This is a genomic window from Burkholderia sp. BCC1047 (genome assembly GCF_902833155.1).
In the GTDB taxonomy this organism is placed as follows: Bacteria; Pseudomonadota; Gammaproteobacteria; order Burkholderiales; family Burkholderiaceae; genus Burkholderia; species Burkholderia sola.
The window spans coordinates 20,441-36,316 of sequence record NZ_CADFEH010000034.1 but is presented as its reverse complement, the minus strand read 5'-3'; the positions used below and the strand labels follow the sequence as shown (position 1 = coordinate 36,316).

The 15,876-nt window shown below is 63.8% G+C and carries 15 protein-coding genes, 1 tRNA gene and 1 pseudogene; 5 read left to right on the top strand and 12 right to left on the bottom strand.

Annotated elements, in window-relative coordinates:
- Nucleotides 1-36: 36 nt before the first annotated feature.
- A complete protein-coding gene (locus HWX55_RS28450) occupies nucleotides 37-1,074 on the bottom strand; it encodes an AraC family transcriptional regulator (protein WP_175978143.1) in 1,038 nt (345 codons plus the stop codon).
- Between the two features lie 224 nt (nucleotides 1,075-1,298).
- Between HWX55_RS28450 and HWX55_RS28445 the strand changes: the two genes are divergently transcribed.
- On the top strand, nucleotides 1,299-2,408 hold the full coding sequence (locus tag HWX55_RS28445) for a fatty acid desaturase (RefSeq protein ID WP_175978142.1): 1,110 nt from the start codon (nucleotides 1,299-1,301) through the stop codon (nucleotides 2,406-2,408).
- Between the two features lie 21 nt (nucleotides 2,409-2,429).
- On the opposite strand, the gene HWX55_RS28440 is transcribed toward HWX55_RS28445, so the two are convergent.
- The 8 genes from HWX55_RS28440 to HWX55_RS28405 all read right to left on the bottom strand — a co-directional run bounded on the left by HWX55_RS28440 (nucleotide 2,430) and on the right by HWX55_RS28405 (nucleotide 9,213).
- Nucleotides 2,430-3,050, bottom strand: coding sequence for an HAD family hydrolase (locus HWX55_RS28440; RefSeq protein ID WP_175978141.1), 621 nt, complete (start codon nucleotides 3,048-3,050; stop codon nucleotides 2,430-2,432).
- Nucleotides 3,051-3,172: 122 nt separating this feature from the next.
- Complete coding sequence (locus HWX55_RS28435) at nucleotides 3,173-4,045, bottom strand: hypothetical protein (protein ID WP_175978140.1); 873 nt, start codon at nucleotides 4,043-4,045, stop codon at nucleotides 3,173-3,175.
- Between the two features lie 51 nt (nucleotides 4,046-4,096).
- A complete protein-coding gene (locus HWX55_RS28430; RefSeq protein WP_050018000.1) occupies nucleotides 4,097-4,753 on the bottom strand; it encodes a TerD family protein in 657 nt (218 codons plus the stop codon).
- A 97-nt stretch (nucleotides 4,754-4,850) separates the two neighbouring features.
- Nucleotides 4,851-5,867, bottom strand: a complete 1,017-nt coding sequence (locus HWX55_RS28425) for a DUF475 domain-containing protein (RefSeq protein WP_124557638.1) — start codon at nucleotides 5,865-5,867, stop codon at nucleotides 4,851-4,853.
- 43 nt (nucleotides 5,868-5,910) lie between these two features.
- Nucleotides 5,911-6,651, bottom strand: a complete 741-nt coding sequence (locus HWX55_RS28420; protein WP_175978139.1) for a VWA domain-containing protein — start codon at nucleotides 6,649-6,651, stop codon at nucleotides 5,911-5,913.
- A 20-nt stretch (nucleotides 6,652-6,671) separates the two neighbouring features.
- On the bottom strand, nucleotides 6,672-7,769 hold the full coding sequence (locus tag HWX55_RS28415; protein WP_175978138.1) for a toxic anion resistance protein: 1,098 nt from the start codon (nucleotides 7,767-7,769) through the stop codon (nucleotides 6,672-6,674).
- A gap of 352 nt (nucleotides 7,770-8,121) precedes the next feature.
- Nucleotides 8,122-8,538, bottom strand: coding sequence for a hypothetical protein (locus tag HWX55_RS28410; protein WP_175978137.1), 417 nt, complete (start codon nucleotides 8,536-8,538; stop codon nucleotides 8,122-8,124).
- Between the two features lie 45 nt (nucleotides 8,539-8,583).
- The gene (locus HWX55_RS28405) at nucleotides 8,584-9,213 is read right to left on the bottom strand and encodes a LysE family translocator (RefSeq protein WP_175978136.1); all 630 of its coding nucleotides are present in this window, start codon (nucleotides 9,211-9,213) and stop codon (nucleotides 8,584-8,586) included.
- Nucleotides 9,214-9,547: 334 nt separating this feature from the next.
- Between HWX55_RS28405 and HWX55_RS28400 the strand changes: the two genes are divergently transcribed.
- Together HWX55_RS28400 and HWX55_RS28395 are read left to right on the top strand one after the other, a co-directional pair.
- A complete protein-coding gene (locus HWX55_RS28400) occupies nucleotides 9,548-11,728 on the top strand; it encodes a TonB-dependent siderophore receptor (RefSeq protein ID WP_175978135.1) in 2,181 nt (726 codons plus the stop codon).
- Nucleotides 11,729-11,785: 57 nt separating this feature from the next.
- Nucleotides 11,786-11,876 (top strand) — tRNA-Ser (locus HWX55_RS28395).
- Nucleotides 11,877-12,178: 302 nt separating this feature from the next.
- On the opposite strand, the gene HWX55_RS28390 is transcribed toward HWX55_RS28395, so the two are convergent.
- On the bottom strand, nucleotides 12,179-13,354 hold the full coding sequence (locus tag HWX55_RS28390) for an ATP-binding protein (RefSeq protein WP_175978134.1): 1,176 nt from the start codon (nucleotides 13,352-13,354) through the stop codon (nucleotides 12,179-12,181).
- Between the two features lie 81 nt (nucleotides 13,355-13,435).
- A pseudogene (locus tag HWX55_RS28385) lies at nucleotides 13,436-13,645 on the bottom strand (H-NS family nucleoid-associated regulatory protein); the annotation flags it as partial.
- 59 nt (nucleotides 13,646-13,704) lie between these two features.
- Between HWX55_RS28385 and HWX55_RS28380 the strand changes: the two are divergent.
- A protein-coding gene (locus HWX55_RS28380; RefSeq protein WP_175978169.1) for an IS3 family transposase occupies nucleotides 13,705-14,846 on the top strand; the annotation gives its coding sequence in 2 pieces (ribosomal slippage) (nucleotides 13,705-13,942 and nucleotides 13,942-14,846; 1,143 coding nt in all).
- A gap of 122 nt (nucleotides 14,847-14,968) precedes the next feature.
- Here the strand turns inward: HWX55_RS28380 and HWX55_RS28375 are convergent.
- Nucleotides 14,969-15,445 carry a hypothetical protein gene (locus HWX55_RS28375; protein WP_175978132.1) on the bottom strand — a complete coding sequence of 159 codons (477 nt, stop codon included), beginning with the start codon at nucleotides 15,443-15,445 and terminating at the stop codon, nucleotides 14,969-14,971.
- A 107-nt stretch (nucleotides 15,446-15,552) separates the two neighbouring features.
- Here HWX55_RS28375 and HWX55_RS28370 point away from each other — a divergent pair, with 107 nt between their 5' ends.
- Nucleotides 15,553-15,876, top strand: a complete 324-nt coding sequence (locus tag HWX55_RS28370) for a helix-turn-helix transcriptional regulator (RefSeq protein ID WP_060042739.1) — start codon at nucleotides 15,553-15,555, stop codon at nucleotides 15,874-15,876.

Here is a 15,876-nt window from a genome sequence, read left to right as displayed (position 1 = left end):
TGCGCGGGAACCGCCCCCCCGATGCGGGTGCGACGTTCAACGCCGCTCGCTCGGTGCAACGCCCGTCCAGCGCTTGAACGCGCGCGTGAAATTGGCACGGTCGGTATAGCCGACGCGTGCCGCGATCTCGTCGACCGGTAGCCGCGTGCCTTCGAGCAACCGGAGCGCATCGCGCAGCCGGATTTCGTCGAGGAGCGCCGAATAGGTCGCGCCGTATTCGGCGAGCTTGCGCTTGAGCGTGCGCACCGATACATGCAGTTCGCGCGCGACGTCGTCGACCGACGGATAGCCGCGTTCGCCGCAGATCAGCAGGTTGCGCACGCGCTCGACGATGCTCTCCGCATAGCCGAGCCGCGCGAGTTCGGCCTCACACTGCTGGACGATCATCTGCGCGGTCTGCGCGTTCGCGGTGCCGATCGGCTCGTCGAGCAGCGCGGCGTCGCAGCGGATGCGGTTCGCGCTCGCGTCGAAATGGCAGCGCGGCAGCCGCGCGCGATAGCGCTCGAACCACGGCGGCTCGGGCCATTCGAAATGGAGTTCGGCACGCGACTGCAGCGTGCGCCCCGGCGTCGGATACAGCAGCGAATTGAACAGGATCGCGGTCTCGACCAGAAAATTTTCCACCGCGAACTGGCGCAGCCGGCCGAGCGGAAACGCTTCGAGCACGTCGATGTCGACGATGCCGTCGAGCTGCGCGAGCCGCACCGAGAAAAACGGCACGCGCGTCGGCAGGTAACGGATGCCGAGCGCGATCGCCTCGCCGAGCGTCGCGCAGCTCATCAACCCGAAGCCGATCAGCCCCGCTTTCGTCAGGCTGCTGCGCAGGCCGATCTCGATCGCGATCGACGGATCGTCGGTTGCGTCGAGCAGGTTGAACACGATCGCCGCCTGTTGCAGCGGCGTGATGCGCGCATCGGGCTGCGCGAGCCGGTCGCGCCCGACGCCCGAGCCGGCGAGAATGCGGCCGCCGTCGATGCCGCGCTCCTCGGCCAGCATCAGCATGAACAGCGCATACGCGGACGACACCGTCGCCTTGTTCAACTGGCGCGCGGTATCCGGAACGGACGAGGCCATGCGGGAACTCCGGAGCGGTTTCGGCGGATTGTAGCGTCGCTGGCCCGCAATGACACCGCGGCGGCACTCTAGCGGGCCGACATCCGCTCGGGCGGCCGCCCGACGGCCAACGCGGCCCGAAATGACACCATCATTGGCACCGACGGCCCTCGCCCGCGTTCCCGCTCGCGCCTATGCTTGTCGCATCGGCATTGCGCCCCACCCTTCCGCACGGATTCCGCTCGATGAGCCAACCCGCACGAACCGCCTTTCGCCACGACGCAGACAAGGTCGCGTACGTCCGCCGCGAAGTCAACGCCGCGAGCGACGCGATCCGCGCGCGCTTTCCGCTGCTCGACAACCAGAACCTCGTCGGCGCGACCGTGATGGCCGTGTCGGTCAGCGCGATGCTCGCGATCGCATGGCTGTATGCGCGCGGCGCGCTCGCGTGGTACGTCGCGCTGCCGCTCGCCGCGTTCGTCACGTCGCTGATTCACGAGCTCGAGCACGACCTGATCCACCTGATGTACTTCAAGAAGACGCCGTGGGCGTATCACCTGATGATGGCGCTGTGCTGGCTCACGCGGCCGGGCACGATCAATCCGTGGACGCGCCGGCGCATGCATCTGCATCACCACAAGGTGTCGGGCGGTGAATCGGATCTCGAGGAATTCGGCATCACCAACGGCGAGCGCTGGGGCGTGAAGCGACTGCTGATGATCGCGGACGGCATGCTCGCCGTCGTGCTGCGGCCGGCCGCGATGCGCCGCAAGGTGAAGCAGTACGTGGCCGCGCAGCCGGTGCAGGATCCGTCCGAGCGCCTGCAGCTGCGCGTCGAGCAGGTGTCGTCGTACATGCCGATCGGTCACCTGTACTACGCGCTGTGGCACGCGTTCATCGTCTATCACGTCGGCCTGTTCGCGCTGCATGCATTCGGCGTCGCGGTGACGGTGCCCACCGGCGTCGAGCGCGCGATGAGCGTCGTCGATTTCCTCGCGGTGGTGTGGCTCGGGCCGAACTTCTTGCGCAGCTTCTGCATCAACTTCGTCAGCTCGAACATGCATTATTTCGGCGACATCGATTCGCGCAACGTGATCCAGCAGACGCAGGTGCTGAATCCGTGGTGGATGCTGCCGTTCCAGCTGTTCTGCTTCAATTTCGGCAGCACGCACGCGATCCATCACTTCGTGGTGCGCGATCCGTTCTACATCCGGCAACTGACCGCGCGCACCGCGCATGCGGCATTACGTGAAGTCGGCGTGCGCTTCAACGATGTCGGCACGTTCGCGCGTGCGAATCGCTGGGGCGGCTATCGTCCGCCGCGCGGCACGCGCAACGCGCCGGCCGACGCGTAACGGCGGCGCATAAGCACTGCATCAATCGCCGATCGGCGGCATCGGCCCCTGCCCGCGAATCCACGACCAGTTCGCGAGCTCGGCCATTTCCTTGTCGCCACGGCTGTCGCCGTACGCGAATAGCTGCTTCGGCGGCCGGTCGCCCCACCATCCGCGCAGCCGCACGACCTTCTGCGGCCCCCAGCAGTTCTCGCCGTCGAGCCGCCCGGCGAAGACGCCGCGCTCGAACGCGAGCCGCGTCGCGAGCACCGCGTCGAAGCCGGCCGTCTTCGCCCACTTCTCCAGATACAGCGACGGCGACGCGCTGACCAGCACGACTTCATGCCCGCGCGCGCGATGCTCGCGAATGCGCTCGAGCATTTCCGGACGCACGAGGCTCGGCAGATAGCTGTCGACGAACGTGCGCGCGTGCGCGTCGAGCGCGTCTTCGCGAATCGGCCCGAATGCGAACGATGCGAACTTCGCCTTCGCGTCGCCACGCGACAGCATCCCTGCCTTCATCGCGACGATCCACGGCAGCGCGCGCAGCCCGGCCCACGCGAAACGCGGCGTGCCGACCGTCTGGCGGACGAAATGGCGAAAGCTGTCGGTAGTCGTGATGGTGCCGTCGAAATCGAAGGCGGCGACGATGCGGTCGGTCATGAAGAATCGGCGGGAAAGCGATGAGATGCCCGGGAAGATAGCAGACTCGCGGCCCCCACGCGAAACCGTATCGCCCGACACGAGACCGCACGCGGCGAAGCGCATACGGTCGGCTCGTTCGCTCAGCGCGACGGCCGCGCGGCCAGCGCCGCCGGCAGCACGACGTTCATCAGGTGATCGGCGCGCGACAGCAGGTCGGTCACGCGCTCGTCGAGCCCGCGCAGTTGCGCCGGCTGCATCCGGATCTGCTGGACGGCCTGCCCGACGATGTTGCGACGGTCGAACAGCGTACGTTCGACGCCTGCATCGTCCGGCGCCCGCACCACGTCGGACACCGCACTCAGCGCCGCGAGCACGACCACGAGGTTTTCCTCCGCATGGCGGACCTTCGCGGCGAGTTCCTCGGTGCGGCGCGGGAAAAAACCGAGCGACTGCTTCAGCGCGCCGAGCGCCGCGCGGTAGTCGACATGGCTGGACGTCCCACCGAACCAGCGTTCGAACATGCCGGCCTTGCGTGTCGCCTGCGCGAGCATCCCGGCCATCATGTCGGCCGCGCCGAGTTCGTTGAATTCGCGCGTCGCCGCGGCGACGGCTTCAACCAAGTTGCCGGCCGTCTCCAGTGCGCCGTCGCCGATCGTCGCGACCGTCGCGAGCTTCAGCGGCACCAGTTGCCGGATATGCCGCTCGATGCGCGGCGCGTAGTGGGGATAGAGGTTCGGAAAGCTGGCCTGCGCGGCGCGGAAGCACGCTTCGAGCTGCGGATGATTCGATTCGCCGAACAGCGCGCGGCCGATCGCGTCGGCGGGCACCGCACGCACGGCTCGATCGGACGCGGGCGCCGGCCCGAAGTCGAGCGCCTGCGGCGCGGGCCGCTCGGATGCACGCTCGCGCGACGCACCGGGCGCGGCCGGCGTGTCGAACGCAAGACGCCCGGGCGTGCGCTCGGGCGTCGTATCGAACTCGAGCCGCTTCGGCTCGTCGGACGGATTCGTCATCGCTGCTTCCTGCCCGGCGCGGCGGCGTGCCGCGCGCCGGGCTGCCGCCCGTCAGACCGCGCCGCCGTACGCGCGGACGAAATCGCCGAGGCCGCGGTTGTAGCCGGCGCCGACCGCCTTGAACATGAAGTGACCGTCGCGACGATAGAAGCTGCCGACCTGCACCGACGTCTCCATCGAGAAGTCTTCCTCGAGCGCGTACTTCGCGATCACCGCGCCGGACACCTCGTCGGCGATCTGGATGTAGCTGTTGCGAACCTGCCCGAAATTCTGGCGGCGCGCTTCGGCCTGATCGATCGTCACCACCACCGAGATTTCCTCGACGTCGGCCGCGAGCTTCGTGATGTCGATGAAGATCACTTCGTCGTCGCCGTCGCCGCTGCCCGTGCGGTTGTCGCCGCTATGCACGACGCCCAGGCACTTCGACGAAGGCATCCCGCGCTTCGGGAAATCGTCGCCTGGCTGGATGAAGGTTTCCTTGCGCTCCATCGTGCGCACTTCGCTGTTGTAGAACACGAAATGCTGATCCGAGATCAGTTTCGGATTGCTCTGCGCGTCGTACTTGCACAGGAACACCGACACGTCGAGATCGAAATCCGTGCCCGTGTCCGTCGCGTTCGCGTCCCAACCGAGACCGATGCGGAATTTCTGCGTGCCGGGCGCTTCCTTCGACAGGTTGACGCGACCGCCTTTCGACAAATTGATCATCTGAACCTCTTCTGCTGGAACCGCCGTTGCGCCGGCGGCGATGCCGGGCCGCGCGCGGCGGCCCCTTCGTGGATGGTTTTCGTGCCGCGTGACGCGCTTACTTGCCCGCCACCGCCGCGCGGTCTTCCTTGCGCTGCACGACGATCGACGACCACACGGCCGCGGCGATCATCGCCGCGCCGACCAGGCCCGTGACGACCTCGGGCACCTCGAGCTTCACGCCGAGGAACATGATCGTCGCGAGCGCGCCGATCGCCCAGAACGCGCCGTGTTCGAGATAGCGGTACTGCGCGAGCGTGCCCTTCTTCAGCAGCACGAGCGTCATCTCCCGGATGTAGGCCGCGCCGACGCCCAGGCCGAGTGCGATCAAGAAGATGTTGTTCGACAGCGCGAATGCGCCGATCACGCCGTCGAAGCTGAACGACGAATCGAGCACTTCCAGATACATGAAGCCCGCGACGCCTTCGCGCACCACGCGCGTGCCCGTGTCCTCGCCGCCGACCAGGTCGCCCACGCCGTGCGCGATCACGAAGCCGATCACGCCGAACGCGCCCGCGAGCAGGAAGCTCACCTGCTCGGTTGCCGGCACGTAGAACGACGCGACGATCACGATCGCGAGCGTCAGCGCCACTTCCAGCGCGGTGATGCGGCCGAGATGGCGCATCGGGCCTTCGAGGAAGCCGATCCAGTGCTCGTCCTTCTCGGTGTCGAGCATGAACTTGAAGAACACCATCAGCAGGAACGCGCCGCCGAACGCCGACACCTCGTGATGCGCGGACGTCAGCACTGCCGCGTACTTGTCCGGCGATTCGACCGCGAGCGTCAGCGCGTCCCACAGGCCGATGTGGCCGATCACCGCGACGATCAGCAGCGGGAACACGAGCCGCATGCCGAACACCGCGACCGGCAGGCCGAACACCATGAAGCGGTTGCGCCACTTCTCCGACCAGTTCTTGAGCACCGATGCGTTGACGACCGCGTTGTCGAGCGACAGCGAAATTTCGAGCACGCACAGGACCGCGACGATCAGCATGTCCTTCACGCCGCCGAGGAGATAGGCCGCGATCAGCGCGAGCGCGGTGAGCGACAACGGGATCTTGAAGTCTTTCAACATGATGGAGTAATCGAGTTCAGAAAAATGGGCAGGCGGGACGCGCTTACTTCGCGCGCACCCAATCGCAGAATTCCTGCGTGATCAGGTGTTCGTAGATCTGTTCGTCGCTGAGGTCGAGCGATTCGAGATGCAGGAAGCCGACGTTCGGCATTTCGTCCGCCACTTCCGCGAGAAAGTCGAATTCGCTCGGATCGCCGACGCCGACGAGCGACCAGTAGAGCGGAAAGTGCTGCGATTCGGCCAGCAGCTGGCGCACGCGCTTGCGGTCGTTCTTCGGGTTCTGGCCGTCGGTGACGAACAGCACCCATGCGGGCAGATGGCCGTTCGCGGGCGCCGCAGCGGCCGGCGCGGGCGCGTCGTCCGCACCGCCGAACAGCCGGCTGAGAAAGCCGCGCTTTTCCTCGCGCTTCGGCTCCGGCGCGCGGAAGAAGAAATCGACGATGTCGTTCATCACCGGTGCGTACTGCGTGCCGCCCCACTTGTCGATCCGTGCATTGAGCACGTGATCGGAAATGTACGAGCCGTAGTTGTCCGGCGTCGCGGTCGGCAGGCGGTCGTAGCCTTCGGTGAAGGTCCACGTGTCGACCTCGCCGTTGTCGTCGAACTTCAGTGCAATGCCGAGAATGCGGTCGTGCGTTTCCTGGATCACGCCCGACTGGTACAGCGGCTTCGCGGAACCCGAGATGTCGAGCGCCGCGCCGACGCGCACGACCGGCGGCTTCAGGATTTGACGTTTTTCAAGGACGATCGCGACCTTCGCCGCGCGTTTCTCAAGCGTAATCATGCGGTGTTCTCTCAGTTCTCTTAGTTATGCTTCGGAGCGAATCGGGTGATCAGGTCCTGTTCGAGCTGGCGCAGGCGCGGCGCGTCCTGCTCGCGCTGGCGGCGGCCGTCGGCGATGATCTGCGTGATGTCGTCGAACGCGCCGAACAGCTGCTGCTGCGCGTATTCGAACGTGTCGGTCGAGATCACCGGGCGCTGGCCGAGCTTCGCGACTTCCTGCGCGTTCTGGCGATTCAGGTCGGCCTGCGCGCGGATCGCCTCGTCGGCCGCGTCGTACGTCGCGTTCGCGAGCGCCGCCGCGCGCTTCGTGCCGAGCTGCTCGAGGTAGAGCGCGAACGCGTTGGTCCACGCGGGGATCAGCACGGTCTTGATCGTCATGAACTTCGACGTCAGCGTGCGTTTCTGGTCCTGCTCCATCCGGATCTGCGGCGCGAGCTGCTTCGACATCAGCATCGCGCGGTCGAGATCGTCGAGCCTGCTTTCGAGCGCGTCGATCTTGCGCTTCACGTCGAGCAGGCACTGGGCGGCGAACGCATCGTCCGCCGGCTGCTGGCCGGCCGCCAGATGCGCGCGCAGCGCCGCAAGCGCCGTTTCGCCGTGCGCCTTCGACTGCGCGAGTTCCTGGTGCAGCGCGTAGTTGTCGTTGTACATCCGCTCGAGCTCGTCGATGCCGGCCTTCTGGCGCTGCGAATGGTTTTCGAGCTCGACGACGAGCGTGTCCATCCGCTTGCTCACCGATTCGTACTGCGAGAGCAGCTTCTCCTTGGTCGAGCGGAACAGCCGCGTGACCTGCGTGAGCAGCCCGCCCTTGTCGGCGCCGCGCGGGTCGAGCCCTTTAGCGATCGCGATCAGCTCGTTGAGCTTGTCGCCGAACTGGTCGGCGTCCGACGCGCGGACGCTCGCGAGGATCTGCTGGGAGAAGGCTGCGATCCGCGTGCCCTGTGTCGCGCCGAGCTGGTCGATCTCGTCGACGGTGATCAGGCACGCGTGTTCCGTCGGCTGCGCGGCCGGCACGACGACGTTGGCGACGGCGGCCGGGGCGGCGATGGGCGACAAAGACGGCGTGGAAGGACGATCGCTGACCGCATCGGATTTGTTGTCGTCGAATAGCGGCTTCATGTGGCTACCACGTTTCCTTTTCTGCTTTTTACTACGTGTTGTCGTGCGCGCGAGGCGCGCTTGCGCGGTGCCGTCGGTGCTCTCTCACGGGCGGCAGACCGGACAATAAAGGGCGACGATGCATGGCGTCAAGGGAAGGATTTCTTTCATTTTCCATTCATTTTGTAATGTCGTGAACGCGCGCGAGGCCCGGACGTCGCCATTCCTGCCGCCATGTGCGTAGGGCACGCACGATCGGCGCGCATCAAAACTTACACCTCCGATCAAAGTGAAAGAGAAATGAAATAGACGATTTTTGTAGATGTAGCGCGGGCCCCACCGGCATGAAATGCGCGTGCTCGTCGGTCGCGCGTCAGCGATCCCGCACGCGATGCATGCCGAGCCGAGACCGGATGAACGGCACCGATAAGTCACGAATCGTGAAATCCCATCGTCCGTCGATACCGACGAACGTCGCGCTGAAATGCCGGTCGTCCGCCCACGTCAACGCGTCCAGATGGCACGACGCATACATCGCACCGACCGTGCGCTGCGCGAGCACCTTCAGCGGCCCCTTCGACACGAGCGTAAACGTGACGGCTTCCTCGAACGGGCAGTCGTAGTCGGTGACGAGCAGAAACGCGGCCGGCGTCTCGAACTGGCGCAGCAGCACGTAACCGGAAACAGCGAGACCGGAACGCACGCCATCCACGAGCACATCGGTGCGCGCCGGCCACGCTTCATACAGCCCGTCATGCGTTGCGAGCGCGAAGCGGTCGACCGGTTTCATCGCCGCGCTGCCTTCGGCATCCTGCTTCCCCGCTCCATCACCGTGTCAATGCGCAGCCTTCCGATACAGCGCAACGTACCCCGCGAGCATCAGCAGCAGCGATCCGCTGACGCGGTTCAACCACTTCTCCCCGGCCGCCTTCCATACGCGGACCGAATGCACGCCCAGCAGCGCGTAACCGGTCATCCCGATCGCGTCGATCGCGACGATCGTCGCCGCGAGAATCGCGTACTGCGGCGCGATCGCGTGCGACCGGTCGACGAACTGCGGCAGCAGCGCCGACATGAACAGGTAGTACTTCGGGTTGCTCATCGCGACGAAGAAGCTCTTCACAAAGGCCGTCCGACGATCGGGCGTCGCAGATACGCATGGCTGCGCAGCCGCAGCCCCGCCGCTCGACATCACCATCCGGATGCCGACATACGCGAGCCATGCCGCGCCGAGCAGCTTCAGCGTCACGAACGCCGTTTCCGACGCGTCGAGCAGCACGCCGAGACCGAAGCCAACCAGCGCGACGAGCACGACGTCGGCGGTGACCGCGCCGAGCATGCCGACCATCGCGTGACGCAACCCGTAGCGCGAACCGTTGCTCATCGCGAGCAACACCGTCGGGCCGGGCGTCGCGACACCGACGGACAGGATCAGCGCAAAGGCGAGCAAGGCGGAGAGCGACATGGTGTGGCGTTCCTTTTGAAGATGGCGGTGCGGACGGACGGTATCGTCAGGATTAGCCCCGGCCAATGCGTTCGATTTGTTACGACGAATGCGGACTTCGCATGATCGCATGTTCGTCCCGACACCCGTTCGGCGGTTATGCGCCGTCGCCGGTGAACGGCCCCCGGTTATCTCAAATAGTGGACTGATTTCTCCGTAAACGACAATGATTCTCGTTTACGTTAGACTCCGCCGCTCGATAAAAACACGTCCGCGACAGTACGGACGCGTCACGCCGCCCGGATTCCGACTTGCCGCCCTGGGACGGATCATCGACCACACCGATTTGCGTCCCATGTCGACACTTTCGTTACCCGTCCGGCGTCTCACGCCGATTGCCTTCGGCATTGTGCTCGCCTGCGCCTTCCCGGCCGCCGCACGCGCTCAGCAAGCGACGTCCGCCCCCAACGCCGCGCCCGATGGCGCCGTGCTGCCGTCGATCAACGTGACCGGCGCGGCCGAGCCGCTGCCGGGCGACCTCGCGCCGACCTACGCCGGCGGCCAGGTCGCGCGCGGCGCGGATTTCGGCGTGCTCGGCCGGCAAAAGGCGAGTGATGTGCCGTTCAGCATGACCACCTACACGTCGAAACTGATCGAGGACCAGCAGGCGCGCACGCTCGCCGACGTGCTCGACAACGATCCGGCCGTGCGCAGCGCATCCGGCTACGGCAACTTCTCGCAGGTGTTCGTCATCCGCGGGTTCGCGCTCGCCGGCGACGACGTGTCGCTCAACGGCCTGTACGGCGTCACGCCGCGGCAGCTCGTCCAAACCGATGCGGTCGAGCGCGTCGACGTGTTCAAGGGCGCCAATGCATTCCTGAACGGGGCATCGCCGAACGGTTCGGCAGTCGGCGGCGGCGTGAACCTCCAACTGAAGCGCGCGGACGACAAGCCGCTCACGCGCGTCACCGTCGACGGCGCCACGTCCGGTTCGCTCGGCACGCATGTCGACATCGGCCGCCGCTTCGGCAGCGAAGGCCAGTTCGGCGTACGGGTGAACCAGTCGATCAGCGGCGGCGACACGGCCGTCGACGACGAGCGCCGCCGCGGCAACGTGACGGCGGTGTCGCTCGACTGGCGCGGTGACAGGCTGCGCCTGTCAGGGGACTTCCTGTATCAGCGGCAGCGGATCGACAACGGCCGCCCGATCGTGCTCGTCAGCGGCAATCAGTTGCCCGCCGTGCCGTCCGCGACGCACAACTATGCGCAGCCGTGGAGCTTCAGCGAACTCGAGGACACGGTCGGGATCGTGCACGCCGAGTACGACTTCCTGCCCGCGTGGACGGCCTACGTATCGGCCGGCGCGCGCCATACGAACGAGCACGGCGACTACTACACGCCGACCTATTCGTCGTCCGGCACGACCGGCTCGCGCCTGAGCGTGCCGCACAAGGAAGATGCGCAGTCGGCCGAAGCCGGCGTGCGCGGCCGCTTCACGACCGGCCCCGTGTCGCACTTCGTGACGGCCGGCGCGTCGTTCATCCGCGTCGACAGCCAGTCCGCGTACACGCTGTCGAACGCGTTCCCGACGACGCTCTACGATCCGGCGCCGGTCGCGTTCCCGCCGACGGCCTATGCAGGCGGCGACATGAACGATCCGGGCACGGTCACGAAGAGCTGGCTGCGCAGCGTCGCGGTGTCCGATACGCTCGGCTTCTTCGACGACCGCGTGCTGTTCACGATCGGCGCACGCCGCCAGTCGATTTCGGTCGACAATTTCAGCTACACGGGCGAGGTCACGGGCGTCTACAGCGACGCGATCACGACGCCGGTATTCGGTCTCGTCGTGAAGCCGTGGCGCAACGTGTCGATCTTCGCGAACCGCAGCGAAGCGCTCGCCCAGGGCGAAATCGCGCCGAACACTGCACGCAACGCAGGCCAGGCGCTGTCGCCGTACCGGTCGAAGCAATATGAAGCCGGCATCCGCTACGACACCGACAAGGTCGGCGCGTCGCTTGCGCTGTTCCAGATCGAGAAGCCGATGGCGTACACCGATCCGGCGACGAACCTGTTCGGCGCCGACGGCACGCAGCGCCACCGCGGCATCGAGACGGCCGTGTACGGCGAACCGTGGAAAGGCGTGCGGCTGATCGCGGGCGCGACGTACCTCAACGCGACGCTGCAGGACACGGCGGGCGGCGCGAACGACGGCCACCGGCCGATCGGCGTGCCGTCGTTCCTGCTCAACGCGGGCGCCGAATACGACGTGCCGATGCTGAACGGGCTCACGCTGACCGCGCGCTGGATCCACACCGGGCCGCAGTACCTGGACGTCGCGAACACGATGTCGATCCACGCGTGGGACCGCGTCGACCTCGGCACCCGTTACGCGACGGAGGTGTTCGGCAAGAAGACGACGTTCCGCGCGTCCGTGCGCAACGTCGCGAACAAGTCGTACTGGTCGTCGACGATCGGCGGATACCTGACGCAGGGCGATCCGCGCTCGGTGTGGCTGTCGATGACGACGGATTTCTGACGAACGCGGAAGGGAGTGGCGGGCTGCCGCCAGAGTTTGCTATACTCTCGGTCTTCCGGAGAGATGGATGAGTGGTTTAAGTCGCACGCCTGGAAAGCGTGTATAGGTTAATCGCCTATCGGGGGTTCGAATCCCCCTCTCTCCGCCAGGACACCGCAAAAATCCCCGTAAAGTCAATGACTTACGGGGGTTTTTGTTTTCAGCCCATCGCACGGCCCATCACCCGCTTCCGTCTTACTGAGTAGCATCCCAGTTGATCCAAACACGCTCGGATAGCCGGGTATCGATGGCGGGCATCGACTCCAACGCTCCGCACGAACTTTGGCGACGCAAGCCGCCGGTGAAATCTGCTCCAAGGCTTGGGGTCTGCCCATCGATCCTCGATAAGCTCCTTCGGTTCTTCAATGGTCAGAGCGACTTCGTTACGGCGGGGCATCGCGTAAATCCGCCTTAGCAACGGCCAGCCCATACAAGACCAGCCCCTCGATCCTGATACGTAAAGCTTCTCTGATAGCCAGCCGTATGCCACAGTCGATCAAATACCGGACGAAACAAGGCTGGCAAGTCTTCGCGGCCAGTTTCAAGTACGGCATCAGGTAGCACAAGTGCAGTACGGCTTATTGGACTCGGATGTGGCGCATCAAGCGCCCACCGCCCCGCAGCAGGGAACGGTTGTACTACTGTTCCTAGGCCGCCAACAATGCTGCTTCGGACCACGAACGGCGGATCGATCGAGAGTTTCCCGATTGCAGCGGGAATGAGATCGCCAATGTATTGCAATATTGCGCACTCGACGGTCTCAGTCCGAACGGGCTCGCCCGGATCGGCAATCTTCGAGACTCCCTCAATCACACCAGAATGATGCGTAAGTGTGTAGGCGCGAATCCACCCGTCGGCGATGGGGGAATGTTGCATTGGACCTTCATAGGTCATGCGAAAGTCTCGATCACCCGGCCTTGTTGGAATCGGCAATCCTAAAACCTCCGCAACTGGCTGGACATCGATAACCTGATCGATTCCGGCAAAACCTTGAAAGACGTGAATGACAAGTTTCGGTCCGGGCCGCATAGGGACTGCCAACTGATCGGTGGCAACCGCCGCATAGCGACCGGCAAGAAACTCCGATAGCTTGTCCTGACGCTCAGCCAAACCTTGGAAGCGGATTGCTAGCGCAGGGACATCGAGGGAGCGTTTGGATCGCGACTCCCGCACCCAGAATCGTTCATCAAGCTTGTTCCGATGGATGCCTTGCACTGATCGTGGCACACGAACAACCAACACCGCCCCCGCGTCATACGCAATAGCCTTAGCACGCACGCCAAATAGCTTCGGCTCCACCGAGTCGGCGATAATGTTCTCGATTCGAAGAATTTCTTCGTCAGCATTGAAGGTCATCGGCACTACTGCGTGTGCTCGCCCCTCGGCGTTCTCTTGAATTCCAAATATGAGGTCGCCACCACGAGCGTTTGCAAATGCGCAGACATCCGAGACAAACTCCTTCCTTTCGTCTCGTGTGTTTATTGCGAGCACCTGCTTGAAGTCGAGTTGGTCGCTCTCTTCAACAGCATTGGCAACGAGCGCGTCAATATCTGCCTGAACAATATCAGCGATCGATTTTGGAATCATGACCCATTCTCCACATGGTGAAGCCACACTGGCCCTATATTTCAAGAGTGCATCCGAGTCTCATCGCGCTTTCTCTAGCCATCAAGGTTTTGGCGTTTCGCGAACCAGATAGTCGTCACGGTTCTTACCGACAAGCCATTTCGGACACGAGCCCTGCCCTGACCATGATTTCCCCGACGACGGATCGTAGTACTTCGCAGGCGGTTGCTTCTTCGCTTTCACGAAGCCTTCGTCCTGGGGTAATTCCAACTCCGTGATGCCATACTCCGTCACAAAAATCCTTAATGTGGACCGGCCAGCCTTTCGTAGACATCTTCGAGCCATAATTTATGGCAACCGAGGAGGTCAGGATGAGCGGCAAGCGGTACACGGATGAGTTCAAGATCGAGGCAGTCAAACAGGTAACCGAACGGGGTCATTCGGTGGCGGATGTGGCGCAGCGGTTGGGCATCACGACCCACAGCCTTTACGCCTGGAAACTGAAGTTCGGCAGGCCCGACGTCGTGCGGCAAGCGCAGCTGGATCAGAGCGCCGAGGTTCGGCGACTGAAGGCCGAGCTCAAACGCGTGACCGAGGAGCGCGACATTCTAAAAAAAGCCGCCGCGTACTTTGCAAAGGGATAGCGGCAAGGTACGCGTTCATGCGAGCCCATCTCGGCGAGTTCCGCCTGTACTCGATGTGCCGGGTCCTTGGCGTGCATCGTAGCGGCTATTACGTCTGGCAGCGGCAGACAGTCGGGGCCCGCAAGCGTGAGGATGAGCGATTGCTCGGTCTGATCAAGCATGCGTGGCTGGCCAGCGGCGGCGTCTATGGCTACCGCAAGGTCACGATGGATTTGCGTGAATCGGGCGAAACGTGCAGCCGTCACCGCGTCCATCGCCTCATGAGAGGCGAAGGTCTGCGGGCAGAAGTGGGCTATGGCAGCAAGCCCCGCTATCGGGGTGGTCCGGTCGGCGTAATCGCCAACGTGTTGAACCGTGAGTTCGCGCCAACCGCACCGAACCGGGTCTGGGTAACGGACATCACGTACATCCGGACCTACGAGGGCTGGCTGTATCTGGCGGCTGTTATGGATCTGTACTCGCGCCAGATCGTCGGTTGGGCTACGCGCTCGACGATGACCAGCGATCTGGTTTTACAGGCGCTGTTGGCTGCGGTTTGGAAACGCAAACCGGGACCCGGTGTCATGGTGCATTCCGACCAGGGCAGTCAATTCACGAGCGATGACTGGCAGTCATTCCTGAAGGCACACCATATGGTGCCAAGCATGAGTCGGCGCGGTAATTGCCACGACAATGCCGTGGCCGAGAGCTTCTTCAGTGCCCTAAAGAAGGAGCGAATCAAGCGGCGCATCTATCCGAGTCGGGCGACCGCGACCTCGGACTTGTTCGATTACATCGAAATGTTTTATAACCCGGTTCGTCGGCATGGTTCCGCCGGCGATCTTTCACCGATTGAGTTCGAGCGGCGCTACGCGTTAAACGGCTCGTGAGTGTCTATGAAACTCTGGCCGGTCCACCCCTCCAGAATTTTTCAGCGATAAAGGCAGCGAAGCGCAAGACGGCTTCGCTGCCTTCGGCACGTGTGAGTCTTCAGTAGACTCGTCCGCCTGGCTCAGCTAATCCATCCAGCCAAGATGCTGGTGCCGGTGACTGCGCCTAAGAGCAGGCCAACACATTGCGGACCGATCGCCCAGCACATCCTCGTCCAGATAGCATCGGAGATTCCGCCGCTCGTCACGATGATGTCCGGTCGGAAAATTCTCCGCACGCCGTCACCCAGCCTGACGCCGATATAGCCAAGCCACGCACCACCGAACCAGAGAAAGAGAAACTTGAGAGCAGGATGGCTCGGATGTTGAGGCATGTACACACCCGTCGCCAAGAGGGCGACAAATAGCGCGACGATAATCCAAGCCGCTGTTCCCAACTTGCTTGTTCGAATCGGGGAGGCGGTTTGGGCTTGAGTCGTCGTAGCGCTGCCCGTCTGGTCTCCAGAAGTATTCATTGAAAGCCCCTTTGCAGTTTTGGATTGGTGCCCGCTGTCATCTCGACGCAGGGCGACTGTTTCGTGAAGTTCCGCTTCGTCCATACCGGTCTACCGCCGTCCGGCGGCCCGAAGTGTATCGTAAACATGTTGCTTATAAGATTCATTTAATAGAGGTTTGTAAGACGTGGTTCTAAAGGCGTCAGAAAAGCATGCTGTACGCCATGAGTACCAAACCGAGAACCCGTGATCGGCGTAACGCCGTGGCAACCGCTATCGGCAAGCGAGTGAAGGCGTGCCGGATCGAGGCCGAGAAGTCTCAAGAAGAGTTGGCCTACGAAGCTCGTCTAGATCGGACCCGCGTCAGCGCGATCGAACGGGGCATCGGTAATCCCACGGTGGAAACGTTGGCGACTATCTGCTACGTGCTTGGGATCACGCTCGCGGACCTATTCGAGCCGCTGAAAATGGCACTCAAGCCAACAGGTGAACACCGAGGCGAAGCACCGCAGCCGAGACGCCGTCCTCTGCGGTAG

What these genes read in the sequence shown, in the direction of transcription:
- HWX55_RS28450 (WP_175978143.1), bottom strand. Translation starts at nt 1,074, where the DNA reads ATGGCCTCGTCCGTTCCGGATACCGCGCGCCAGTTGAACAAGGCGACG.
- HWX55_RS28445 (WP_175978142.1), top strand. Translation starts at nt 1,299, where the DNA reads ATGAGCCAACCCGCACGAACCGCCTTTCGCCACGACGCAGACAAGGTC.
- HWX55_RS28440 (WP_175978141.1), bottom strand. Translation starts at nt 3,050, where the DNA reads ATGACCGACCGCATCGTCGCCGCCTTCGATTTCGACGGCACCATCACG.
- HWX55_RS28435 (WP_175978140.1), bottom strand. Translation starts at nt 4,045, where the DNA reads ATGACGAATCCGTCCGACGAGCCGAAGCGGCTCGAGTTCGATACGACG.
- HWX55_RS28430 (WP_050018000.1), bottom strand. Translation starts at nt 4,753, where the DNA reads ATGATCAATTTGTCGAAAGGCGGTCGCGTCAACCTGTCGAAGGAAGCG.
- HWX55_RS28425 (WP_124557638.1), bottom strand. Translation starts at nt 5,867, where the DNA reads ATGTTGAAAGACTTCAAGATCCCGTTGTCGCTCACCGCGCTCGCGCTG.
- HWX55_RS28420 (WP_175978139.1), bottom strand. Translation starts at nt 6,651, where the DNA reads ATGATTACGCTTGAGAAACGCGCGGCGAAGGTCGCGATCGTCCTTGAA.
- HWX55_RS28415 (WP_175978138.1), bottom strand. Translation starts at nt 7,769, where the DNA reads ATGAAGCCGCTATTCGACGACAACAAATCCGATGCGGTCAGCGATCGT.
- HWX55_RS28410 (WP_175978137.1), bottom strand. Translation starts at nt 8,538, where the DNA reads ATGAAACCGGTCGACCGCTTCGCGCTCGCAACGCATGACGGGCTGTAT.
- HWX55_RS28405 (WP_175978136.1), bottom strand. Translation starts at nt 9,213, where the DNA reads ATGTCGCTCTCCGCCTTGCTCGCCTTTGCGCTGATCCTGTCCGTCGGT.
- HWX55_RS28400 (WP_175978135.1), top strand. Translation starts at nt 9,548, where the DNA reads ATGTCGACACTTTCGTTACCCGTCCGGCGTCTCACGCCGATTGCCTTC.
- HWX55_RS28390 (WP_175978134.1), bottom strand. Translation starts at nt 13,354, where the DNA reads ATGATTCCAAAATCGATCGCTGATATTGTTCAGGCAGATATTGACGCG.
- HWX55_RS28375 (WP_175978132.1), bottom strand. Translation starts at nt 15,445, where the DNA reads ATGGACGAAGCGGAACTTCACGAAACAGTCGCCCTGCGTCGAGATGAC.
- HWX55_RS28370 (WP_060042739.1), top strand. Translation starts at nt 15,553, where the DNA reads ATGCTGTACGCCATGAGTACCAAACCGAGAACCCGTGATCGGCGTAAC.